This is a genomic window from Streptomyces sp. NBC_01276, from assembly GCF_041435355.1.
Taxonomy (GTDB): domain Bacteria; phylum Actinomycetota; class Actinomycetes; order Streptomycetales; family Streptomycetaceae; genus Streptomyces.
Genome location: NZ_CP108442.1, coordinates 5,301,567 through 5,324,360, shown reverse-complemented (window position 1 = coordinate 5,324,360; position 22,794 = coordinate 5,301,567). Strand labels below are relative to the sequence as shown.

20 protein-coding genes are annotated in these 22,794 nt (G+C 74.1%); 13 read left to right on the top strand and 7 right to left on the bottom strand.

Translation table 11 applies throughout. The features are described from left to right. Nucleotides 1-52: 52 nt before the first annotated feature. The 4 genes from OG295_RS23890 to OG295_RS23875 all read left to right on the top strand — a co-directional run bounded on the left by OG295_RS23890 (nt 53) and on the right by OG295_RS23875 (nt 4,709). A complete protein-coding gene (locus OG295_RS23890; protein ID WP_371678709.1) occupies nt 53-1,180 on the top strand; it encodes an energy-coupling factor transporter transmembrane protein EcfT in 1,128 nt (375 codons plus the stop codon). Next, a complete protein-coding gene (locus tag OG295_RS23885; RefSeq protein WP_371678708.1) occupies nt 1,177-3,057 on the top strand; it encodes an ABC transporter ATP-binding protein in 1,881 nt (626 codons plus the stop codon). The genes OG295_RS23890 and OG295_RS23885 overlap by 4 nt, the downstream gene beginning before the upstream one ends. A 122-nt stretch (nt 3,058-3,179) precedes the next feature. After that, on the top strand, nt 3,180-3,992 hold the full coding sequence (locus tag OG295_RS23880) for an ECF transporter S component (RefSeq protein WP_371681286.1): 813 nt from the start codon (nt 3,180-3,182) through the stop codon (nt 3,990-3,992). A gap of 312 nt (nt 3,993-4,304) precedes the next feature. Then, complete coding sequence (locus OG295_RS23875; RefSeq protein WP_100661137.1) at nt 4,305-4,709, top strand: transglycosylase SLT domain-containing protein; 405 nt, start codon at nt 4,305-4,307, stop codon at nt 4,707-4,709. Between the two features lie 110 nt (nt 4,710-4,819). Here OG295_RS23875 and OG295_RS23870 read toward each other — a convergent pair whose 3' ends face one another. Beyond that, nucleotides 4,820-5,989, bottom strand: coding sequence for a steroid 3-ketoacyl-CoA thiolase (locus OG295_RS23870; protein ID WP_266838804.1), 1,170 nt, complete (start codon nt 5,987-5,989; stop codon nt 4,820-4,822). Between the two features lie 262 nt (nt 5,990-6,251). On the opposite strand from OG295_RS23870, the gene OG295_RS23865 reads away from it, so the two are divergent. Further along, nucleotides 6,252-7,496 carry a cytochrome P450 gene (locus tag OG295_RS23865; RefSeq protein WP_371678707.1) on the top strand — a complete coding sequence of 415 codons (1,245 nt, stop codon included), beginning with the start codon at nt 6,252-6,254 and terminating at the stop codon, nt 7,494-7,496. Nucleotides 7,497-7,773: 277 nt separating this feature from the next. Here the strand turns inward: OG295_RS23865 and OG295_RS23860 are convergent, their stop codons facing one another. Beyond that, the gene (locus OG295_RS23860) at nt 7,774-8,295 is read right to left on the bottom strand and encodes a PaaI family thioesterase (protein ID WP_371678706.1); all 522 of its coding nucleotides are present in this window, start codon (nt 8,293-8,295) and stop codon (nt 7,774-7,776) included. Between the two features lie 110 nt (nt 8,296-8,405). Between OG295_RS23860 and OG295_RS23855 the strand changes: the two genes are divergently transcribed. Next, nucleotides 8,406-9,362 carry a GlxA family transcriptional regulator gene (locus tag OG295_RS23855; RefSeq protein WP_371678705.1) on the top strand — a complete coding sequence of 319 codons (957 nt, stop codon included), beginning with the start codon at nt 8,406-8,408 and terminating at the stop codon, nt 9,360-9,362. A 110-nt stretch (nt 9,363-9,472) separates the two neighbouring features. Here OG295_RS23855 and OG295_RS23850 read toward each other — a convergent pair whose 3' ends face one another. Next, nucleotides 9,473-11,533, bottom strand: a complete 2,061-nt coding sequence (locus OG295_RS23850; protein WP_371678704.1) for a bifunctional glycosyltransferase 87/phosphatase PAP2 family protein — start codon at nt 11,531-11,533, stop codon at nt 9,473-9,475. A gap of 121 nt (nt 11,534-11,654) precedes the next feature. On the opposite strand from OG295_RS23850, the gene OG295_RS23845 reads away from it, so the two are divergent. Continuing rightward, the gene (locus OG295_RS23845; RefSeq protein WP_371678703.1) at nt 11,655-11,993 is read left to right on the top strand and encodes an antibiotic biosynthesis monooxygenase; all 339 of its coding nucleotides are present in this window, start codon (nt 11,655-11,657) and stop codon (nt 11,991-11,993) included. A gap of 112 nt (nt 11,994-12,105) precedes the next feature. Here OG295_RS23845 and OG295_RS23840 read toward each other — a convergent pair whose 3' ends face one another. Then, the gene (locus tag OG295_RS23840; RefSeq protein ID WP_266838807.1) at nt 12,106-12,501 is read right to left on the bottom strand and encodes a nuclear transport factor 2 family protein; all 396 of its coding nucleotides are present in this window, start codon (nt 12,499-12,501) and stop codon (nt 12,106-12,108) included. A gap of 129 nt (nt 12,502-12,630) precedes the next feature. Here OG295_RS23840 and OG295_RS23835 point away from each other — a divergent pair, with 129 nt between their 5' ends. After that, the gene (locus OG295_RS23835) at nt 12,631-13,146 is read left to right on the top strand and encodes a GNAT family N-acetyltransferase (RefSeq protein ID WP_371678702.1); all 516 of its coding nucleotides are present in this window, start codon (nt 12,631-12,633) and stop codon (nt 13,144-13,146) included. Nucleotides 13,147-13,185: 39 nt separating this feature from the next. On the opposite strand, the gene OG295_RS23830 is transcribed toward OG295_RS23835, so the two are convergent. Beyond that, on the bottom strand, nt 13,186-15,237 hold the full coding sequence (locus OG295_RS23830; protein ID WP_371678700.1) for an MDR family MFS transporter: 2,052 nt from the start codon (nt 15,235-15,237) through the stop codon (nt 13,186-13,188). 684 nt (nt 15,238-15,921) lie between these two features. On the opposite strand from OG295_RS23830, the gene OG295_RS23825 reads away from it, so the two are divergent. Next, complete coding sequence (locus tag OG295_RS23825; protein WP_371678699.1) at nt 15,922-16,617, top strand: peptidoglycan-binding protein; 696 nt, start codon at nt 15,922-15,924, stop codon at nt 16,615-16,617. Nucleotides 16,618-16,749: 132 nt separating this feature from the next. Continuing rightward, nucleotides 16,750-17,433 carry an HAD-IA family hydrolase gene (locus OG295_RS23820; RefSeq protein WP_371678698.1) on the top strand — a complete coding sequence of 228 codons (684 nt, stop codon included), beginning with the start codon at nt 16,750-16,752 and terminating at the stop codon, nt 17,431-17,433. A 320-nt stretch (nt 17,434-17,753) separates the two neighbouring features. Here the strand turns inward: OG295_RS23820 and OG295_RS23815 are convergent, their stop codons facing one another. Further along, a complete protein-coding gene (locus OG295_RS23815; RefSeq protein ID WP_371681285.1) occupies nt 17,754-18,275 on the bottom strand; it encodes a DinB family protein in 522 nt (173 codons plus the stop codon). 151 nt (nt 18,276-18,426) lie between these two features. Next, complete coding sequence (locus OG295_RS23810; RefSeq protein ID WP_371678697.1) at nt 18,427-19,008, bottom strand: TMEM165/GDT1 family protein; 582 nt, start codon at nt 19,006-19,008, stop codon at nt 18,427-18,429. Nucleotides 19,009-19,515: 507 nt separating this feature from the next. On the opposite strand from OG295_RS23810, the gene OG295_RS23805 reads away from it, so the two are divergent. The 3 genes from OG295_RS23805 (at nt 19,516) to OG295_RS23795 (ending at nt 22,788) form a co-directional block, all read left to right on the top strand. Continuing rightward, nucleotides 19,516-20,169, top strand: a complete 654-nt coding sequence (locus OG295_RS23805) for an HNH endonuclease family protein (protein WP_371681284.1) — start codon at nt 19,516-19,518, stop codon at nt 20,167-20,169. Between the two features lie 97 nt (nt 20,170-20,266). Continuing rightward, nucleotides 20,267-21,940, top strand: a complete 1,674-nt coding sequence (locus OG295_RS23800; protein WP_371678696.1) for an alkaline phosphatase D family protein — start codon at nt 20,267-20,269, stop codon at nt 21,938-21,940. 236 nt (nt 21,941-22,176) lie between these two features. Beyond that, nucleotides 22,177-22,788 carry a DedA family protein gene (locus OG295_RS23795; RefSeq protein WP_371678695.1) on the top strand — a complete coding sequence of 204 codons (612 nt, stop codon included), beginning with the start codon at nt 22,177-22,179 and terminating at the stop codon, nt 22,786-22,788. Nucleotides 22,789-22,794: the final 6 nt, after the last annotated feature.

Here is a 22,794-nt window from a genome sequence, read left to right as displayed (position 1 = left end):
GGGTACGCACGCACCCCCGGCCGGGCCCGGCCCGGATCGTGCCGGTCGGGGGGTGCGCGGGGCGACGTACGAGAAGAGGACGGGCTGGCGGGCTCCCGAGGCGCGGCGCAGCAACGCCCTGCACGCGGGGGCCTGGTGGCTGTGGGCCCTCGGGCTCGCCACCGCCGCCTCCCGGACCACCAATCCGCTGCTCCTCGGGCTGATCGTCGGTGTCGCCGGGTACGTGGTCGCCGTCCGGCGCACCGCCGCGCCCTGGGCCCGCTCCTACGGCGCGTTCGTCCGGCTCGGCCTCTTCGTCATCGGGCTGCGGCTCCTCTTCTCCGTGCTGCTCGGTTCCCCCCTCCCCGGCGCGCACGTCCTGGTCACGCTGCCCGAGCTCCCGCTGCCCGGCTGGGCGCAGGGCATCCGCCTCGGCGGCCGGGTCACCGCCGAACAGCTGGTCTTCGCCTTCTACGACGGCGCGAAGCTGGCCGCGCTGCTCATCTGCGTCGGCGCCGCCAACGCCCTGGCCAATCCGGCGCGGCTGCTGAAGTCGCTGCCCGCCGCCCTGTACGAGGTGGGCGTGGCGGTCGTCGTCGCCATGACGTTCGCGCCGAACATGGTCGCGGACGTGGCCCGGCTGCGCACCGCGCGCAGGCTGCGCGGCCGGCCCACCGGCGGGGTGAAGGCCGTCCTCCAGATCGGGCTGCCGGTACTGGAGGGGGCCCTGGAGCGTTCGGTGGCCGTCGCCGCCTCCATGGACGCGCGCGGCTACGGCCGCACGGCCCGGGTCCCGGCCGCCGTCCGGCACACCACCAACGCGCTCACCCTGGGCGGCCTCCTCGGCATGTGCGCCGGCACGTACGGGCTGCTCGCGGCCGAGGGCGCCGCGTACGGGCTGCCCGTGCTCGGCATCGGGCTGGTCCTGGCCCTGGCCGGGCTGCGCCTGGGCGGCCGGCGCAGCGTCCGGACCCGCTACCGGCCCGACCGGTGGGGGGCGCGGGCCTGGCTCGTCGCCGGGTCGGGGGCGGCGGTGGCGGCCCTGCTGGTCCGGGCCGCTTCGCTGGACCCGGAGGGGCTGCGGCCCGGCGTGGTCCCGCTGGTCGCGCCGACGCTGCCGCTGTGGCCCGCGGCGGCGGTCCTGATCGGCCTGCTTCCCGCCTTCGTGGCACCCGTACCGTCCGAGGAGTCCGCGCAGTGATCCGCTTCGAGCAGGTGTCGGTGACCTACGACGGCGCCGCGCACCCCTCCCTCCGGGATGCCGACTTCACCCTCCCCGAGGGGGAGCTCACCCTCCTCGTCGGTCCGTCCGGGGTGGGCAAGTCCACCCTGCTCGGGGCGGTGTCCGGGCTGGTCCCGCACTTCACGGGCGGCACCCTGCGGGGGCGGGTGACGGTCGCGGGGCGCGACACGCGCACCCACCGGCCGCGGGAGCTCGCGGACGTGGTGGGCACGGTGGGCCAGGACCCGCCGGCGCACTTCGTGACGGACGTGGTGGAGGACGAGCTGGCGTACGGCATGGAGTCGCTGGGCCTGCCACCGGCGGTGATGCGCCGCCGGGTGGAGGAGACCCTCGACCTGCTGGGCCTGAACGAACTCCGTGACCGCCCCATCGCCACCCTGTCCGGCGGCCAGCAGCAGCGGGTCGCGATCGGCTCCGTCCTGACCCCGCACCCGAAGGTCCTGGTGCTGGACGAACCGACGTCCGCGCTGGACCCGGCGGCGGCGGAGGAGGTCCTCGCCGTGCTGCAGCGCCTGGTGCACGACCTGGGCACGACGGTGCTCATGGCGGAACACCGGCTGGAACGGGTCGTCCAGTACGCCGACCGGGTCCTGCTGCTCCCCTCCCCGGGCGCGGCCCCCGTGGTCGGCACCCCGGCCGAGATCATGGCCGTCTCCCCCGTCCATCCCCCGGTGGTCTCCCTCGGCCGGCTGGCGGGCTGGTCCCCCCTGCCGCTGTCCGTCCGTGACGCCCGCCGCGCGGCCGCTCCGCTGAGGTCCCGCCTGGCCGGAGCCGCTCCTGCCGCGCGACCGCCCCGGCCCGGAGGACCCGCCCCGCATCCCGCGCCCGGCACGGCGGCGGAGCCGCGGGCGGCCTCGGGGCAGCCCGGGCGGCTGCTCCCCGGAGCCCCGGACGCCGGGGATCCGGCGGCGCCCGGGGCGCACGTCCCGGCCCAGGGTGTCGGTCCGGACCGCGCCGTTCCGGCCCCGGAGGGGGGAACCCGGCGCTCCGGCACCGGTCTGTTCGCCCGGCTGCGCGGGCGCCGCCCCGCCCCCGTGACCGGCGCGGCCGACCCGTCGGCCGCCGCTGCCGCTCCGGCCGCCGTCGTGCGGAACCTCTCCGTGCGCCGCGGCGCACGTGCCGAGGTGCTCCGGGACGTCACCCTCTCGGTCGCCCCCGGCGAGACCGTCGCCCTGATGGGCCGCAACGGCGCCGGCAAGTCCACCCTCCTCGCAGCCCTGATCGGCACCCTGGCCCCCGCGGCCGGAGAGGTGACCGTCGCCGGCCGTGCGCCCCACCGCACCCCGCCGCGGGAGATGGTGCGCCGGGTGGGCCTGGTCCCCCAGGAGCCGCGCGACCTCCTCTACGCCGACACCGTTTCCGCCGAGTGCGCCGCGGCCGACGCCGACGCCGGCGCCGCCCCCGGGACCTGCCGTGACCTGGTCGCGGCCCTGCTGCCCGGCGTACCGGACGACACCCACCCCCGGGACCTGTCCGAGGGCCAGCGGCTGACCCTGGCCCTCGCCCTGGTCCTGACCGGCCGGCCGGCCCTGCTCCTCCTCGACGAACCCACCCGCGGGCTGGACTACGCGGCCAAGGCGCGGCTGGTCGGGTTGCTGCGCGGGCTCGCGGCGGACGGGCACGCCATCGTGCTGGCCACGCACGACGTGGAGCTGGCGGCCGAGCTGGCCGACCGGGTGGTGATCCTGGCGGGCGGCGAGGTCGTCGCGGACGGCCCGACGGCCGAGGTCGTCGTCTCCTCCCCCGCCTTCGCCCCGCAGGTGGCCAAGATCCTGGCCCCGGGGCACTGGCTCACGGTGTCCCAGGTGGCCGCGGCCCTCGAAGGAACCCCGTGAACCGCCCCGCCCCCGGCCTCCCGGACGGCCACCCTCGCCCCGGCCTCGCGGACACCGCCCGCCCGGCCCGCCCCCTCCGCCACGGCCGCCCCGTCCGTGTCGGTCCGCGTGCCGCCGCGGCCCTGGTCCTCGTCACCCTGATCGGCATCGCCGCCTTCGGCTGGCCCCTGCTGGCCGACCGCCAGTCGGGCCTGGCCCACTCCCAGGACGCCCCGTGGCTGTTCGCGGCGCTGCTGCCCCTGCTGGTGGCGGTGGTCGTGGCGACCATCGCGGACCAGGGGATGGACGCCAAGGCGGTGGCGATGCTGGGCGTGCTCGCCGCCGTGGGGGCGGCCCTGAGGCCGCTCGGCGCGGGCACGGCCGGCCTGGAGCCGATGTTCTTCCTGATGGTGCTCAGCGGCCGGGTCCTCGGGCCGGGATTCGGCTTCGTCCTGGGCTCCGTCACCATGTTCGCGTCGGCCCTGCTCACCGGCGGGGTCGGGCCGTGGATGCCGTTCCAGATGCTGGCTCTGGGCTGGTTCTCACTCGGCGCCGGGCTGCTGCCCGGCCCGGAGAGGATCCGGGGGCGGGCCGAGCTGGCGATGCTGGCGGCGTACGGGTTCCTGGGCTCGTTCGCGTACGGCACGGTCATGAACCTCCAGGGCTGGGTGCTCCTGCAGGGCATGGGCCAGGGGGTCTCCTTCCACCCGGGCGACCCGGTGGCGCAGAACCTGGCGCGTTTCGTCGCGTACTGCCTGGCGACCTCGCTGGGCTGGGACCTGGGGCGGGCGGCGCTGACCGTCGTCCTGACCCTCGCCCTGGGGGCCACCCTGCTGAAGGCGCTGCGGCGGGCCACGCGGAAGGCCGCCTTCGACGCCCCCGTCTCCTTCGGGCGGGAGGGCGTTTGCGCCCCGGATCCCCTCCCCGAGGGGGATACGGCCGGTCACGATCGGTGAGATCCGGGGGGTCCGGCGGTGAGCCGTCCCATAGGACGCAGGTCACATACGAAGCGGGGTAGTAGGCGGTGAAGGCCCGGCGTGTCCGCTCCTCGGCCGCTTTCGTGCCGGGTTCGCGGGGCCCCTCCTGCGAGGGTGTGTAGTAGGCGGGGTCTTTGCCAGGCGGTCGGGGCGTCGGTAGAACTGGATGGGTCGCCGGGCGGCACGGGTGCTTCACCCGCCGCCCAGGATCCCCTCTGCTTCTGCGTGAGTGGTTCACGCACGTCTTCGGCGTGCCCGCGACGGTCCTTGTCCCCTTCGGAAGGTTCCTCCGTGTCCAACGCCGTCATCCGCCGCATCGCCGCTTCGAAGAAGACCCTCGCGGGTACCGTCCTCGCCCTGGGTGTCGCCGGTTCGATGCTGGCCACGGTTCCCGCGCAGGCCGCCCCGATGAACGCCAAGGCGATCGCGCAGCAGATGATCAAGGACCCGGCGCAGTTCGCGGCCTTCGACAAGATCGTCTCTCACGAGAGCGGCTGGGACTTCACCGCCACGAACGCCTCCTCGGGCGCCTACGGCCTGGTCCAGGCCCTGCCGGCCTCGAAGATGGCCTCGGCGGGCTCGGACTGGAAGTCCAACCCGGCCACCCAGATCAAGTGGGGCCTGGACTACATGAACTCCCGCTACGGCAGCCCCGTCGGCGCCTGGAACTTCTGGCAGAACAACCACTGGTACTAAACCACCGGTGGACAGCGGACACACGAAGGCCCCGGTGGCCGGCCTCCCCAGGTCCGGCCACCGGGGCCTTGCGCGTCCCATCCCAAGGGGTCAGTGGGCGCCTGCGGGACTCACAGGCGCTGGATGATCGTCCCGGTCGCCAGCGCGCCTCCCGCGCACATGGTGATCAGGGCGAACTCCTTGTCGCGCCGCTCCAGCTCGTGCAGCGCGGTGGTGATCAGCCGGGCGCCGGTGGCGCCGACGGGGTGGCCCAGCGCGATGCCGCCGCCGTTGACGTTGACCTTCTCCAGGTCCTGGTCGAAGACCTGGGCCCAGCTGAGGACGACGGAGGCGAAGGCCTCGTTGATCTCGACGAGGTCGATGTCGCGCAGGGACATCCCGGCCTTGCCCAGCACGGCCCGCGTCGCGTCGATCGGCCCGTCCAGGTGGTAGTGCGGATCGGCGCCGACCAGGGTCTGGGCGACGATCCGGGCGCGCGGCTTGAGCTTGAGCGCGCGGGCCATCTTGCGCGAGGCCCACATCACGGCGGCGGCGCCGTCGGAGATCTGCGAGGAGTTCCCGGCGGTGTGCACGGCGGTCGGCATGACCGGCTTGAGCCGGGCCAGGCCCTCCATGCTGGTGTCGCGCAGCCCCTCGTCCCGGTCGACCAGCCGCCACATGCCCTGCCCGGCGGCCTGCTCGGCCTCGGTGGTCGGCACCTGGACGGCGAAGGTCTCGCGCTTGAAGCGCTCCTCTGCCCAGGCGGCCGCGGCCCGCTCCTGGGAGAGGACGCCGAGGCGGTCGACGTCCTCGCGGGTCAGCCCGCGGCGACGGGCGATCCGTTCGGCGGCCTCGAACTGGTTCGGGAGGTCGACGTTCCACTCGTCGGGGAAGGGCTTGCCCGGCCCGTGCTTGGATCCGGAGCCCAGCGGGACCCGGCTCATGGCCTCGACCCCGCAGGCTATGCCGATGTCCATGACCCCGCCGGAGATCATGTTGGCGACCATGTGATTGGCCTGCTGGGAGCTGCCGCACTGGCAGTCCACCGTCGTCGCAGCGGTCTCGTAGGGCAGCCCCATGGCGAGCCAGGCGTTGCGGGCCGGGTTCATCGACTGCTCGCCCGCGTGGGTGACGGTGCCTCCGACGATCTGCTCGACGCAGTCGGGCTGGATCGCCGTACGGGCGAGGAGCTCGCGGTAGGTCTCGCCGAGGAGGTAGGCGGGATGGAGGTTGGCCAGGGCTCCCCCGCGTTTCCCGATGGGGGTGCGTACGGCTTCGACGATGACGGGTTCCGCGGCCATGAGCTCGTCCTCTCCTGCACATCCTGCACGGCGCCGGCGCGGCGGGCCGTCCCGGCGCCCCGCCTGAACTAGTACGCGTTCTAGTTCTCCCCCGCAGTCTTATGACCCGAACCCCCGGCACGCAAGGGGCGTGCACGCGCCTTACACGGATTCCACACGCAACAGGTGGCGCGAGAGGCCTTGTGACTTCTAGAACTCGTTACTACCTTCGAGCCAACTTCTGATGGGCCGTCAGACCCTCGTCAGACCTTGGAGTCGCCCGATGCCCTGCCCCGAGCTGCCCGACGGCTTCGACGCCACCGACCCCGACCTCCTCCACGACCGCGTCCCCTTGCCGGAGTTCGCCCGGCTGCGGCAGACCGCGCCGGTGTGGTGGTGCCCGCAGCGGCGGGGCGTCACCGGCTTCGACGACGAGGGCTACTGGGCCGTCACCCGCCACGCGGACGTCAAGTACGTCTCCACGCACCCGGAACTGTTCTCCTCCACCACCAATACGGCGATCATCCGCTTCAACGAGCACATCCCGCGCGAGCAGATAGATGCCCAGCGCCTGATCATGCTGAACATGGACCCGCCGGAACACACCCGCGTACGCCAGATCGTGCAGCGGGGCTTCACCCCCCGGGCCATCCGCGGCCTGGAAGCGGCCCTCCGCGACCGGGCCCGGAAGATCGCCGAGGAGGCGGTGGCCGCCTCCAACGACGGCAGCTTCGACTTCGTCACCCAAGTGGCCTGCGAACTCCCGCTGCAGGCGATCGCCGAGCTGATCGGCGTCCCGCAGGAGGACCGGGCCAGGATCTTCGAATGGTCGAACAGGATGGTCGCCTACGACGACCCCGAGTACGCGATCACCGAGGAGGTCGGCTCCAACGCGGCCGTGGAACTCATCGGCTACGCGATGAACCTGGCCGCCGCGCGCAAGGAATGCCCGGCCAAGGACATCGTCACCCAGCTCGTGGCCGCCGAGGGCGAGGGCAACCTCCGCTCCGACGAGTTCGGCTTCTTCGTGCTGCTGCTCGCGGTCGCCGGCAACGAGACCACCCGCAACGCCATCAGCCACGGCATGCACGCCTTCCTCACCCACCCCGAACAGTGGGAGCTGTACAAGGCCACCCGGCCGGCGACGGCCGCGGAGGAGATCGTGCGCTGGGCCACCCCCGTGGTCTCCTTCCAGCGCACCGCCACCCAGGACACCGAGCTGGGCGGCCAGAAGATCAAGGCGGGCGACCGGGTGGGGATGTTCTACTCCTCCGCCAACCACGACCCCGAGGTCTTCGAGAACCCCGAGGTCTTCGACATCACCCGCGACCCGAACCCGCACCTCGGCTTCGGCGGCGGCGGCCCGCACTTCTGCCTCGGCAAGTCCCTGGCCGTCATGGAGATCGAGCTGATCTTCAACGCCCTGGCCGACGCCCTCCCCGACCTGCGGCTGGCCGCCGCCGGCCCGCGCCGGCTGCGCGCTGCCTGGCTCAACGGCATCAAGGAGCTCCGGGTCAGCTCCGGTTGACCCGTGGTCCGGAGCGGCGGGGGCCGTCCACCTTCCACGCCCCGGCCCCCGCCGTCCGCCGGTCATCGCCCAGGACACCGCCCGGGACACCGCGCCCGAGTGGCGGGATCCCCGCGGCTGCCCGATCCTGACAGGACGCGGCGATCCACCGAAGGGGCGCCGGGGCACCACTGCCCCGGCGCCCCTTCGGCCCGTTGCGGGCGCCGCTCGCCGGCCGGGCCCCGGCGGGGGACCGGGTCCGGTCCGTCGCCCGCGGGGGCCTGGACGGGGGGCCGGGTCAGGCCGTGCGCAGGATCGCGCAGGTCGTCGTACCGTGCGCGTAGAGCTTGCCGTCGAGGGTCCCCACGACGCGCGCCTCGGCGGTGGCCGTCGTCCGCCCGACGTGCAGGGCGCTCCCCTCGCAGCGCAGCGGCGGGGTGTCCGCCAGCACCGGACGGATCATGTGAACGCCCAGCTGGACCGTGGTGTAGGCGGTACCGGCCGGGAGCCGCGTCATCACCGCGGAGCCGAGCGCCGAGTCCAGCAGGGTGGCGAGGAACCCGCCGTGGACCGTGCCCATCGGGTTCAGCAGGTGGTCGCCCGGGTCGCCCTCGAAGACGGCGAAACCCTCGCCCGCGTCGGTCAGGCGGAAACCCAGGGTGCTCATGATCGAGGCCGCGGGCAGCGTGCCCTCAAGGGCCGCCCGCAGGACGTCCAGACCGCTCATGCCCAGGATCTCGGGGGTCGTTTCGGGCCGCGGCCGCCAGGTGTGGGTGCGGGTGCGGGTGTCCTCGGCGGTGAGGTTCTCGTACGTGGTCATGGCACCGACCCTAGGCACCGGCCCGCCGCACGCACGAGTGACGGATCCGGCAGCATCCGCATCACTTCCGACAGCGCCCGTCCGGGCCCGGCGACCGTAGGCTGACCCCCGTGAGAATCGCCGTACTGGCCCTCGACGGGGTCTTCGACTCCGGGATCTCGGCCGTCCTGGACGTACTGCACTGCGCGAACGCCCTGCGCGGGCAACTCGCCGGAGCCGCGCCCCCGGCCTTCGAGATCCACACCGTCGGCGTGCGCCGGCGGGTCCGTACGGGGCTCAGGCACCGGATCGACGCCGAACCCGCCTCCACCGCGCTGGACGCCGGACTCCTCGTACTGCCCGCCCTCATGGAGCGCCGCCCCGCCGCCCTGCTGGAGACGGTGGCCTCGCCCGCCCACCGATCCGCGCGCCGGCTCCTCGCCGAGGCCCGCGAGCGCCGCACCCCGCTCGCCTCCTCCTGCACGGGAACGTTCCTGCTCGCCGAGTCCGGGGTGCTGGACGGACTGCGGGCCACGACGAGCTGGTGGCTCGCCCCCGTGTTCCGCGACCGCTACCGCCGGGTGACGCTGGAGGAGGCCCGGATGGTCACCACCTCGGACGGGGTCACCACGGCGGGCGCCGCGTTCAGCCACCTCGACCTGGCGCTGTCCGTCGTCGGGATGCGCAGTCCGGCCCTGGCCGACCTCGTGCGGCACTACCTGGTGGTGGACGACCGGGCCTCGCAGGCCGCGTACGCGATCCCCGGCGCGATGGCCCGTCACGACCCGCTGGTCGCCGCCTTCGAGCAGTGGGTGCGGGCCCGGATCGCGGAACCCCTGTCCATCGCCGGAGCCGCCCGCGACCTGGGCGTCAGCGAGCGCACCCTGCAGCGGACGATGGCCCGCACCCTCGGCTGCTCCCCGATCCGCCTGGTCCAGGACCTGCGGGTGGAACAGGCCGAACACCTGCTGCGCACCACCGCGCTGCCGCTCGCGGCGGTGGCCCGGCGGGTCGGGTACGAGAGCCCCGGCCCGCTGCGCGCGCTGCTGCGCCGCCGCTCGGGCAGCGGGCCGGGGCGACGCCCGTAGGCGGGGCGGCGGTTCGGGGCGGCGGGTGCGGGGCGGGGCGCCGGTTCGGGGCGGCGGGTGCGGGGCGGGGTGGCGCGCGGCGGGGCCGGCCGGCCGCGGCGGGGCCGGCCTCAGGTGCCCCCCGACCGGGCGGGGGCCCGTACGTTCCGACCGGCTTCCGCCTCCGCGGCGGCCTCCCCGGCCGCTGCCGCCGCCGGGCGCTGTCCCGGCAGGCTGACCTGGAGGCCGCGCGGCCCGGACAGTACGTGGACCAGCCCGAACCCGGCGCCGACGACCAGCGCGCCGCCGACCGCGTCCAGGACCCAGTGGTTCGCGGTGGCCACGATCGCGCAGACCGTGATCAGCGGGTGCAGCGCGCCGAGCAGCTTCTGCCAGCCCTTGGGCGCGAGCGCCACGATCACCGTTCCGCACCACAGCGACCAGCCGAAGTGCAGCGACGGCATCGCCGCGTACTGGTTGGAGATCGCGGTCATCGCCCCGTACGAGGGGTTCGCCAGGTCCTGCACGCCGTGCACGGTGTCGACGAAACCGAGGTCCGGCATGAGCCGCGGCGGGGCGAGCGGGTACAGCCAGAAGCCGGCCAGGGCGATCACGGTGGCGAGGCCCAGCGAGGCCCGCGCCCAGCGGTAGTCCCCCGGGCTGCGCCGGTACAGCACGGCGAGGACGGCCAGCGGCACCACGAAGTGGAAGGACGTGTAGTAGAAGTTGAAGAACGCCTCCAGCCAGGGCGTGTCCACCACGGCCCGGTTGACGGCGCGTTCGATGTCGATGCCGAGCGCCCGCTCGATCGCGTGGATCCGGCTGCCGTTGGCCTCGGCGACGGACCGGCTCGCGGGGGCGGCGGCCCGGATGTGCGAGTAGAGCGAGTAGCCGACCCGTATCAGCAGCAATTCCAGCAGCAGGTTGGGGCGGGAGAGCGCCTTGCGCCAGAACGGCAGCAGCGGGACGCGCGGGAAACGCGTGGCGGCGGGCCGCCCGTAGCGCGTGGGCACGGGCTCGCGCCAGTACGGGGACGAACGCGGCAGGAACGGCACGACGCAGGCCGCCGCCAGGGCCGCGAGGAGCGGCACGTTGTCCCGTACGGGGGCCAGCGCGGCCATGTTGGGCAGCAGCACGGCGCTCGGCAGGGTCATCGCGAGCACCACCGCCACCGGCCACACCCGCCGGTCGGCGGCCCGCTCGCCCACCCGGCCGGCCACCGCGAGCAGCACCCACAGCATCTGGTGGCGCCACCCGTCCGGGGACACGGCGACGGCGACGCACCCGGTGACGGCGACGGCGAGCAGCAGCTGGCCGTCGCGGGCGTAGCGGGCCGCGCGGCGCAGGCCGACGCAGGCGATCGCGGTGGCGAGGGCGGCGTAGAGGAGGATCTCGGCGGGGCCGCCGAGGCCCAGGCGCAACAGGGCGCCGTGGACGGACTGGTTGGCGGGTCCGTCGGGGGCGCCGCCGAGGCCGGAGCCGGCCAGGTGCTCGACCCAGTACGTCCACGAGTCGCGCGGCAGTGACGCCCAGGACAGCGCGGTGGCTCCGGCGAAGGTCAGCGCGGCGGCCTTGGCGGTGGGGCGGCGTCCGGTCAGCCACAGCAGCGGGGCGAACAGCAGCAGGGCCGGCTGGAGGGCCGCGGCGAGTCCGACGAGGAACCCGGCGGGGCGCTCCCCGGGTACCCGGAAGAACGCGAGCAGCACCAGCAGCACGGGCAGCACGGCGGCCTGACCGGGCGAGGCGGCCTCGCGGACGGGCAGCGAGACCATCATCAGCGCGACCAGCACGGGCGCGGCCAACAGGGCGGTGCGCCGGGGCACGGGGTCGGGCAGGCCGCGTGCGGCGACCAGTCCGATCGCGGCGACGGACAGCAGGGTGACGCAGGTCCAGGCCACTTCCAGGGACGGCGTGGCCAGGCCGACCAGCGGTTTGAGGACGAGTCCGGCGAAGGGGGTGCCGGTGAACCGGCCGGCGTCGTAGAGCGAGCCGGGCAGGACTCCGGGGGCGCCGGGCAGGTGCAGACCGCTGAGCCACTCGCCGGGCGGGACGCTCAGTACGGCGGCGGCCTGCCTGACTCCGAGCACGGCCGCCAGCGCCCACAGCAGGAGGCGTGCGGCCCCGAGGCCGCCATCACCGCCTATGACCCCGGCATGTCCATCGGCCCCGCCGTGCTCCGCCGCGTCAGCCACGCCTCGCCGTCCTCCCGTCCCTGTCGACCGCAACCTCGACTTCGACCGACTGCCGCGCCCGGTGCACCGGATCCCTGCCGGGCACGACGATATCCCCCACGGGATCCCTAGGATGGCGTGCATGAGCATCGTGAAGATCAACGCACTGACCGTTCCCGCCGAGCAGCGGGAGGTCCTGGAGCAGCGCTTCGCCTCGCGGGCGGGGGCCGTGGAGGGTTCGGACGGTTTCGAGTGGTTCGAGCTGCTCCGGCCGATCGAGGGCACCGACCAGTACCTCGTGTACACGCGGTGGCGTTCGGAGGCGGACTTCCAGGCGTGGATGGAGGGGCCGATGAAGGCCGCGCACCAGGGTGGTGCGGGTGGCGGAGCCGGTGGTGGCGAGCGGCCGAAGCCCGCGGCTTCCGGGTCCCAGGTGTGGTCCTTCGAGGTCGTGCAGCAGGCGGCTCCGAAGCAGGCGTGAGCCGCCTGCGCCGACGTGCGCGAAGGGTCCGGGGCGGCGTGCCGCCCCGGACCCTTCGCGTTCCCACGGGGTGTGCCCGTCCGGGGCTCGGCTCCGGAGGGGCGTCCGGGTCTCAGCTCCAGAAGGCGTCGCTCTCGTCGATGTCCTGGGTGCACTGGTCGATGTCGGTGATCTTGCCGCCGACGATGGTGAAGAAGAGGCCCTCGTGGATCTCGATGCCCCGGTCGCCGCGGTCGCCCTGGGCGGTGTGGAAGGCCATCGCGTGGCCGCGGCCGTCCACCAGGACCCGTTCCAGGCGGACCCGGAAGGTGCCGTTGGTCTCCTCGCCGAGCCGCCGGTAGAGGTCGAGGACGGCTTCGCGGCCCTTGTGGTGGCCGGCCAGTGGGCTGCTGCCGGGCATGTGGTGGATGACGTCGGCCGTCATCAGTGTGCCCAGGGTGTCCATGTCGCCCTTGCCGAAGGCCTCGTAGCCGCGGCGGATCAGGGCACAGTCCGGGTGCTCCGACATACCGTTCACATCCTCCGTTGACTCGTTGACGTGATCCCCCGTCGGTCCTATTTACACCTTTCCTCATCATCGGCCCGTGGCTGTGGATATTCCACGCGGGGAGGGCGGGAGACGCTCCACACTGACACCATGAACGAGCACCTGATCATCGACGCGACGGCCCCCACCGGGTGGGAGGTCACGGCGGAGCCCTTCGGCACGCCGGACGCCACCACCCTGCGCCGCGCCTACTACGCGGAGGTCGCCGGACGGTACTGGGACCGGCCCGCCACCGAGGCCGAGGTCGACGAGGGGCTGGCGGACGATCCGGCCGACGCCCTCGTCCCGCCCACGGGGCAGTTCGTGGTCGGCCGGCTCGACGGGCGGCCCCTGGCCTGCGGCGGCATACGCCTCCTCGACCCGGCCACCGCCGAGCTCACCCGGGTCTACGTCGACCCGCTCGCCCGCGGCACCGGCGGCGGGGCGGCCCTGCTCACCGCGCTGGAGGGGGCCGCCCGTGCGCTGGGCGCGGGGCGGGTGCGCCTGGACACCCGCAGCGACCTGGTGGAGGCCCGCGCCCTGTACGCGCGTCACGGGTACCGCGAGATACCGGCGTACAAGTCCGGGCCGTACGCCGAGCACTGGTTCGAGAAGTCCCTGGGGTGAGCCACCGCCACCGCCGGCGCGGGCTCGGGGACGGGCGGGTCAGGGGGCGGCGTGGTCCCGGCGCGGGAGGGTGTCGTAGGGCTCCTCGGCGTCGGAACCGCACAGCTCCCGGTTGATCTCCGCGACGAGTTCGGTCAGGTCGGTCGGGCGCTCGGGACCCCACCAGTCGCCCAGCAGCTCGGCGAGGGACTCCTGCCGGGCGGCCGCGAGCCGGGCGGCGGCCTCCCGTCCCCGGTCGGTCAGGACCAGCGAGAGGCCCTCGCGGACCGCGAGCCGGCGTTCCTCGGTCTGGCGGCCGGCGTCGGTGATGGCCTTGAGGGGGATCCCCGTGCGTTCCGCCAGCTCGGCCGGGTCGGCGGAGCCGTACTTGTTGATCCGCAGCAGCAGCCAGCTGGCGGCGGGGAGCAGGTCGTAGCCCGCCTTGTCGGTGATCTTCTCGTAGACGTGGCGGCGGCCCTCACGGCTGCCGAGCACGCACAGCGCGCGGGCGACCTCGTCGCGCGAGGAGCGCTCGACGGGGTTGGAGGCGAGGGTCTCGGTCACGTCGGGCGCGGTGACGGAGCCGCGGAGCTTGTCCTCCTTCAGGAACCAGGAGATGACGAAGGCGACCAGCACCACGGGCACGGCGTAGAGGAAGACGTCGGTGATGGCCGTGGAGTAGGCGTCGAGGACGGTGGGCTGGAGGTTCGCCGGGAGCGTGCCGATGGCCCGCGGGTCGGCCTCCAGCTGCTGTGCGCTCAGGCCGGGGGGCAGGGCGACGCCGGCGAGGGCGGCGGAGAGCTGGTCGCCGAGCCGGTTGGTGAAGATCGTGCCGAAGATGGCGACGCCGAAGGAGGCACCGATGGAGCGGAAGAACGTGGCACCGGAGGTGGCGACGCCGAGGTCCGCGTAAGCGACCGCGTTCTGCACCACGAGGACGAGTACCTGCATGACCAGGCCCAGGCCCGCGCCGAAGACGAAGAAGGAGGCGCCCATCTGCCAGTCGGAGCTGGTGCGTTCCAGCTGGTGCAGGAGCAGCAGTCCGACGGCGGTGACGCCGGTGCCGGCGATCGGGAAGACCTTCCACCGCCCGGTGCGGCTGACGATCTGCCCGGAGACGGTCGAGGCGATCAGGAGGCCGAAGACCATCGGCAGCATGTGGACGCCCGACATGGTCGGCGAGACGCCCCGCACGATCTGGAGGAAGGTCGGCAGGTAGACCATCGCACCGAACATCGCGAAACCGACGATGAAGCTGATCACCGAGCAGAGGGTGAAGGTGCGGATGCGGAACAGCTTCAGCGGCAGCACGGGTTCGGCGGCCCGCCGCTCGACGAGGACGAAGGCGACGAGGAGCACCGCGCCGAGGACGGCGAGTCCGATGATCTGGCTCGACGCCCAGGCCCAGGTGGTGCCGCCGAGGGAGGCGACCAGCACGAGGCAGGTCGCGACGGAGGCGATGAGCGCGGTGCCGAGGTAGTCGATGGTGTGCTTCGAGGAACGGGCCGGGATCCGCAGGACCGCGGCGATCACGACGAGGGCGACCAGCCCGATGGGGAGGTTGATGTAGAAGACCCACCGCCAGGTCAGGTGGTCCACGAACAGGCCGCCCAGCAGCGGCCCGAGGACGCTGGTCGCACCGAAGACGGCGCCGAAGAGGCCCTGGTACTTGCCGCGTTCGCGCGGCGGGACGATGTCGCCGACGATCGCCATGGAGAGCACCATCAGCCCGCCGCCGCCGAGGCCCTGGAGGGCGCGGAACCCGATGAGCTGGGGCATGTTCTGGGCGAGGCCGCAGAGCGCGGAGCCGATCAGGAAGAGCACGATGGCGTACTGGAAGAGCTTCTTGCGCCCGTACTGGTCACCGAGCTTGCCCCACAGCGGGGTGGCCGCGGTGGAGGCCAGCATGTAGGCGGTGACCACCCAGGACAGGTGCTCCATGCCGCCCAGTTCGCTGACGATGGTGGGCAGCGCGGTGGAGACGATGGTCTGGTCGAGGGCGGCGATCAGCAGGCCCAGCAGGAGGGCTCCGATCGAGACGAGCACCTCCCGGGAGGCGTGCTCGGCACCGGGACCGGGTTCCACGGTGGAAGCGGTGACATCCTGGGCCATCGGGTCCTCCTCAGGCAGGATCGGCACCATCCATCCTGAGCGGTGTGTCCGGTTATGGCCTGTCGGGCGGGTTGGGCCGGACCTGCGGGGTCTGCATAATCGCTGGCAGTGGCCACGGGAGGGGTAGCAGTGAGCGCTGAGCGCTGTCCGAATTGCGGCGCCGTACGCGCCGAATGCACATGCATGCCGAACGGATCCTTCGACCCGCTCCGCATCCGTCCCTACGCTCCCCGGCCGACCCCGGCCCCGACGTCCCCGGAGCCGGACCTCGGCCTCGGACCCGGCCCTGGCCTTGGCCTCGGCGCTGGTCCCGGGCCCGGCCTCGGTGCTGGTCCCGGGCCCCGCCCCGGCCCCGTCACGCCCTACGCGGAGGTCCCGTCCGGGGCCGACGGTCCGTACCCGCAGGTTCCGGCGCCCCCGGCGCCGGGGCACGGGGCCCCGCAGGGGCTCGGGGGCCCGTACGTGCCCGGCCCCCTGGACGGGCACGCCGTATGGCCGCAGCCCCCGGCCGGAACCGGCGCTGGCGCCGCGGCGTACGGGGCCGGGCACCCGGATCCCGGGCGGCCGGGCACGGCGGGCCCGGACCCCTCCGCGGCGGACGGTGCCGGTTCCGGGGGCGGGCCGCCGACCCCGCGGGCGCAGGCGCCGACCGAGCTCTTGGCGGCGGTGCCGGCGGGGCCCCCGGTGGCTCCGGAGCCCCACACGCCCGCCTACGGCATACCCGTACCGGTGCCGGCCGAGCAGACGGTGCAGCTGAGCCCCGTCGCCCCGCACCCGCGCCGCGCGGGCTCCGGCGCGGGCTCCGCTCGGCGGAACCGGCTGCTGGTGCCGCTGATCGCCGGTGGTGGCGTCCTGGCCGCCGGCGCGGTGGCACTGTCGCTCGGGGTCTTCACGGGCTCCGGGAAGGGCGACGCCGCCCTGCTGGACCCCAGTCCGTCGGCGCCCGCCATCAGCGTCGCTCCGGTCGGCCCGTCGGACGGGCCCACCGGGGAGACGCCGCCCCCCTCCGCGTCGGCCTCGCCCAGCGCGAGCGCCTCCGCGTCGCGCTCCGCGTCCCCGTCCGCCTCCGCCGCGAGCCCCACCGCGTCCCGCTCGTCCTCCGCGGCCCCGGCCCCGACGGGGACCACCGGCCGCCCCGCCGGCCCCACCACCCGGCCGCCCGCGCCCAAGCCGGCGACCCTGCGTTCCGGGGACTCCGGCCCCGAGGTGGAGAAGCTCCAGCGGCTCCTGGCGGACCAGGGCCTGTACCGGGGCCGCTTCGACGGCCGCTACGGGCATTCCGTCGAGCGGGCCGTGGACGACTTCCAGTTCTACAACGACGTCGAAGGCGACCCGCAGGGCGTCTACGGTCCGGCGACCCGGCGGGCCCTGGAGGGATAGATCACTCCGCGGGCGGTGGCGCGCACCCTCCCACGTTTTGTATCGTGTAGGAACAAAGTGGTTCCGTCCGCACTCCCTGACCGGTGGACGGAACCACTTGTTCTCTTTTCCCGCCCCGTCTGGAGCCCTCCGATGCCGGCCAGCACGACCACCGCCCCCGTCGTCCTCACCACCCGGGCCCTGCTCCTGGACATGGACGGCACCATCGTCAACTCGGACGCGGTGGTCGAGCGCTGCTGGCGCGAGTGGGCGGTGTCCCACGGGCTGGACCCGCAGGAGGCGCTCAAGGTGGTCCACGGCCGCCAGGGCTACGCCACGATGGCCGTCCTGCTGCCCGAGCGCCCGATGGAGCTCAATCACGCCGAGAACAAGGTGATGCTCGCCCGCGAGACGGCCGACACCGACGGCGTGGTCCCCGTCGGGGGCGCCGAGGAGTTCATGGCGTCCATCGCCGGGCTCCCGCACGCCCTCGTCACCTCGGCCGACGCCGCCCTGGCCGCGGCCCGGATGACGGCGGCCGCGCTGCCGATGCCGCGCGTCCGCGTCACCGCCGAATCCGTCGGGGCCAGCAAGCCCGACCCCGAGGGGTTCCTCAAGGGCGCGGCCGAGCTGGGCGTGGACCCGGCCGACTGCGTGGTCTTCGAGGACTCCGGCGCCGGCATCGCCGCGGGCCTGGCGGCCGGCATGCGCGTGATCGGCGTCGGCCCGCGCGCCGCGGCGTACGGGCCGACGGCCCACGTTCCCGACCTGACCTCGGTCAGCGTCGAGGCGGACGGGGACGGAACGATCCGCCTCGCCCTCACCCCTGCCTCCTGACCCGAGGCCGGGGCGCCTGACCCGAGACCGGGCGGGCGACCCGGCCCGGGGCGCCCGGAGCCAAGGCGCCCAGAGCCAAGGCGTCCAGAGCCAAGGCGTCCGACGCGCGGGCGCCCAACCCAAGGGCCGCGGCGCAGAGCGCCCACCGCGAGCCGACACCACCCGCAGGGCCTCGGCGCGCGCGGACGCGCCGCACGGGGCCGCGGCGCAGACAGCCGCACCCCGACAGGACGCGCCGCGGGGCGGCCACAACCCGACGGGACACACCGCAGGCGACCGCGCCCCGCGAGTCGGCGGCAAACCGGCACGACGACTCCGCGCTACTGCCCGACGCGCCCGTCGATCCGCTCCCGCAGCAGGTCCGCGTGGCCGTTGTGGCGGGCGTACTCCTCGATCATGTGCACCAGCACCTCGCGCAGTTCGATCGGCTCGCCACCGTCGTCACCGGTGACGCCCAGGTCGGGGGCCTGCTCGACGAGCCTCTCCGCGAAGGCGACCTCCGCCCGCCAGGTGGCCCAGGCCTCCGCCACCACCGCCGGGTCGGCCACGGCACCCGTGAACTCCCCGTCCGGCTCCCGCTCGGAGCGGTAGTGGCGACGGATCCCCTCGCCCGCCATGACCCCCCTGAACCACTTCTGTTCCACGCCCGCGAGGTGACGTACGAGGCCCAGCAGCGACAGGTCCGAGGGCTCCACCGCCCGGCGGGCCATCGCCCCGGCGTCGAGCCCGGAGCACTTCAGCTCCAGGGTGATCCGCTGGTCGCGCAGGTAGCCGGCCAGGAGGGCCCGCTCACCCCGGAACCCGCCGTCGGACCGGGTGTCCTCGTCGGGACGCACGAACATGTTGGACCAGCCGAAACCCGGGCCGGACGAGGACGGGGACGAGGGCGGGGAAGCGGGCGCGGGGGTGGGCGTCGTGGAGGTCACGCCCGCAAGCGTGCCCGCGGCCCCGGGCCCCCACAAGGGGGTTTCCCGGTCCGCGAGGGGGCTCCGCTCAGCCCGCGATCGCCTCGTACAGCGAGAACACCGCCAGCGCCGCCATGACGGCGGCCGCGATCTTGGTGATGAGCCGCAGCGGCACGTACTTCATGAGGGTGCGCCCGCCGAGGATGCCGATGCCCGCCACCGTCCACAGGGCCAGCACCGCGCCGAGACCGACGGAGACCGGGTTGTCGTACCGCGCGGCGAGGTTGGCGGTCATGATCTGGGTCAGATCACCGAACTCGGCCACCAGGATCAGCATGAAGCCGGCCCCCGAGACCTTCCAGAAGGACTGGTCGGCGGGCGCCTTGACCTCCTCGTCCCCGTCATCCTTCTTCAGGAGCAGCATGGCCGCGCCGGCGAGGAAGAGGACACCCACGACGGCCTGGACCAGCCGGTGCGGGAGCAGCGTGAGCACGCTGCCCGCGGCGATGGCGAGGGCGACGTGCACGGCGAAGGCCGCTGCGACGCCCGCGAAGACGTAGGAGGCGCGGTAGCGGGTGCCGAGCATCAGACCGGCGAGGGCCGTCTTGTCCGGAAGTTCGGCGAGGAAGACGACGCCGAAGGCGATCGCCATGACGGTGAAGCTGAACACGGGGTGGGACCTCGATCGGACGGGCAGGACGCCATCGGGACCGAGAGACCTGGGGTGTATCAGGGGTCGCTTCGGCTCGGCGGCGCCCCGGGGTGCGTAAACGCGGGCAGGACACTGCGGCCGAAGGTCTCGCTGGCCGACCGCTGACGCGTTCCGCCTCCGGGCGCCGGCTGGAGTGACCCAGCAGTATGTCGACGGTCCGGCGAAGAGCTACTCCCCTTCTGCTCCGTCAAGGGTACGCGACGGTGGCCGCCGGGCACCCGTGCCCGGAATGTGAGCTTGGACCCACTCCACCCCGTTCCCCGTCACGCGAGTGGCCGGATTTCCAACTTCCCTGTGGCCGGGGATCGTTGGTTGTCTTGATGTGACGTGCTCATGTCGGCAACCTGTCACCTGGCGCCCGTTCCCGCGACACCTGGCGCCGCCAGCATGGCCGCGCCCCACCGGGGCGGAACGGCCACCACCCCCCGCACCCAGGGAGCCCTCATGGCCCTCGCTTCTCTTCGCATGCCCTCCTTCTACGCGCGTCACATAGGCCGCGCGGGCATCCTCGCGTCCGCCGTCGCCCTCGCCTCGCTCACCTCGCTCGTGAACGCCCCGGCCGCCCTGGCCTCCCCGCCCACCCCGATCAGCGCGGCCGCCGCCCGGAGCTATCTGGCCACGGTGACGCCGGCACCGGAAGGCTCCCTCAGCGGCTACAGCCGCGCCCAGTTCCCGCACTGGAGCACGGTCTCCGGAACGTGTAACACCCGCGAGACGGTCCTCAAGCGCGACGGCGTCAACGTCGTCACCGACTCCGCGTGCGCCGCCGTCAGCGGCAGCTGGTACTCGGAGTACGACGGCGCCACCTGGACCGCCGCGTCCGACGTGGACATCGACCACATGGTCCCCCTCGCCGAGGCCTGGCGTTCGGGAGCCAACTCCTGGACCACCGACCGCCGTCAGCAGTTCGCCAACGACCTCACCCGCCCGCAGCTCATCGCCGTCACGGACAACGTCAACCAGGCCAAGGGCGACCTCGACCCCGGCAAGTGGCTGCCCCCGCGCACCGCGTACCGCTGCACGTACGCCCGGATGTGGGTGCAGGTGAAGCAGTACTGGGGTCTGAGCATGGACAGCGGGGAGAAGACGGCCCTGGTGAACCTCCTGAACGGCTGCTGACCCGGCGTTCACCCCCGCTCTCCCCCGCCAGGGGGAGGCCAGGCGTGCCCTCCGCCCCGTACCGTGATCGAAAGGGGTATGGAGGAGGGGGAGTTCCATGGCCGGACTGCGTCTTGGGCCACTGCTGCGCCACATCGACTGGGACACGGGCGGTGCCGCCACGATATGGGTCGAGGCGGACCGCCCGTGCACGGCCGTGGTGCGGTGTGACGACGGATCCGGCGGCAGCGCCCGCACCTTCCAGATCTGCGGCCACCACTACGCGCTGGTCCCGGTCACCGGCCTGACCCCGGGCACGACCACGGCCTACGAGGTGCTCCTCGACGGAGTCCTCGTCTGGCCGGCGTCCGGGAGCGGCTTCCCCGCGAGCACGATCACCACCCCGGCGGTGGGAGGCCGCCCCGGACGGCCCGCACCCGGGCTCCGGGTCACCTTCGGCTCCTGTCGGCAGGCCGCCCCGCCCGCCGGCCGGCGCGGACCGCACGGCGCCGACGCCCTCGACACCCTCGCGGCACGGCTCGCCGCCGACCCCGGAGCGCCCAGACCCGATCTCCTCCTGCTGCTGGGCGATCAGGTCTACGCCGACCAGTTGTCGCGGGAGACGCGGCAGTGGCTCGCGGCCCGCCGGGACCTGCGCGAGGCCCCGGGCGCCCAGGTCGCGGACTACGAGGAGTACACCCGGCTCTACTACGAGTCCTGGCTCGACCCCGAGATCCGCTGGCTGCTCTCGACGGTCCCCAGCCTGCACATGTTCGACGACCACGACGTCATAGACGACTGGAACACCAGCGAGTCCTGGCTCGCGCAGATGCGGGCGACCCCGTGGTGGCCGGAGCGGGTGCTCAGCGGGCTCATGTCGTACTGGGTGCACCAGCACCTGGGCAACCTCTCCCCCGGCGAACTCGCGGCGAACCCCCTGTACGCGGCGGTACGGGCCGACCCGGACGGCACCGACGCCCTGCGCGCCTTCGCGGCCGGGGCGGACGCCGATCCGGCTTCGGTGCGCTGGAGTTACCGGCGGGACTTCGGCCGGACCCGGCTGCTGATGGTGGACACCCGGGCGGCCCGGGTGCTCGCAGAGGACGGGCGGGCCATGCTCGACCCGGCCGAACAGGCCTGGCTGCGGGAGAACGCCCTCGCCGGGCACGGGGATTACGACCACCTGCTGATCGGGTCCTCGCTGCCGTGGCTGATGCCCCCGCTGATCCACGACGCGGAAGTGTGGAACGCCGCCCTGTGCCGGGGAGAGCGCGGGGAGCGGTGGGCACGCATCGGTGAGGACCTGCGGCGGCGCGCCGACCTGGAGCACTGGGCGGCGTTCCCCGCGTCGTTCGCGGCGCTGAGCGACCTCGTCGAGGAGGTGGGGACGGGACCGAAGGCCCCGGCGACGGTGTGCGTCCTGTCCGGGGACGTCCACCACGCGTACGTGGCCGAGCCCCGAATACCCAGCACGGCCCGCGTGCTCCAGCTGACCTGCTCGCCCGTGCACAACTCCATCCACGCGGCGGTCAAGTGGGGGTTCCGGCTGGGCTGGTCGCGGCTGGGCCGGTGGCTGGGGCGCGGCTTCTCCCGGCACGGGCGGACGGGCCGGCCGCCGCTGAGCTGGCGGCGTACGGGCGGCCCGTGGTTCGGCAACCAACTGATGACGCTGTCGCTGGCGGGCCGCAGCGCCCGGCTGCGCCTGGACCAGGCCCGCCCTGGGCGACGGGGGGCGGCCGGGACGGCCCGACTGGTGACCGTCCTGGACCGGGAGCTCACGGAACCGCACTAGTGGCCCGGCCGACGGACCCGGTGGCCCGGACGGCTCTGACGGCTCTGACGGCCCTGATCAGTCGAAAGGCTCTGATGGCAGACCTGGTGGCGGACCCCGCCGTGCGGTGGCGGACCTGACGGACGCGGTGGCCCCCGGGCTCGTCCGGCCCCCCGCCGGGCGTACGCTGTATGGCTGTCAAGCCGCCCCTGCCGCTCCCCGCGACGACGCGGCGCTTCGGACTGGGGAGTCCCGCTGTGCTCGAAACGCTGGGGTCGTTGACCTCAAGCCCATGGATCTACGTCGTGGTCGCGGTGTCCATCGTGCTCGACGTGTTCCTGCCGGTGCTGCCGAGCGGGGTGCTGGTGATCACGGCCGCGGCAGCGGCGGCGGCCGCCGGTCCTCCGCCCCGGGTGCCCGACATCATGGCCCTGCTGGTCATCGCCACGACGGCCTCGGTCCTGGGCGACCTGGCGGCGTACCGGCTGGCCCGGCTCGGCGGGGCCCGCCTGGACCGGGCCATCGCCCGCTCCCGCCGACTGACCCGGGCTCAGGAACGCCTGGGTACGGCCCTGGCCCGGGGCGGCGGCGCCCTGGTGGTGATCGCCCGCTTCGCACCCGCCGGCCGCTCGGTGGTCTCGCTGGGGGCGGGCCGGACCCAGCGCAAGGTGACGGAGTTCCTGCCCTGGTCGGTGCTGGCGGGCATGACCTGGGCGGGCTACAGCGTGTCGCTGGGCTACTTCGGCACCCAGTGGCTGGGCACCACCTGGCTCGGTACGGCGGTCTCCCTGATCGCCCTGTTCGCGGCGGGCTCCCTGGCCGCCTTTCTCGTCCGCCGGCCACCCGAGGCCACGGCGCCCGCGACGTAGGAGACA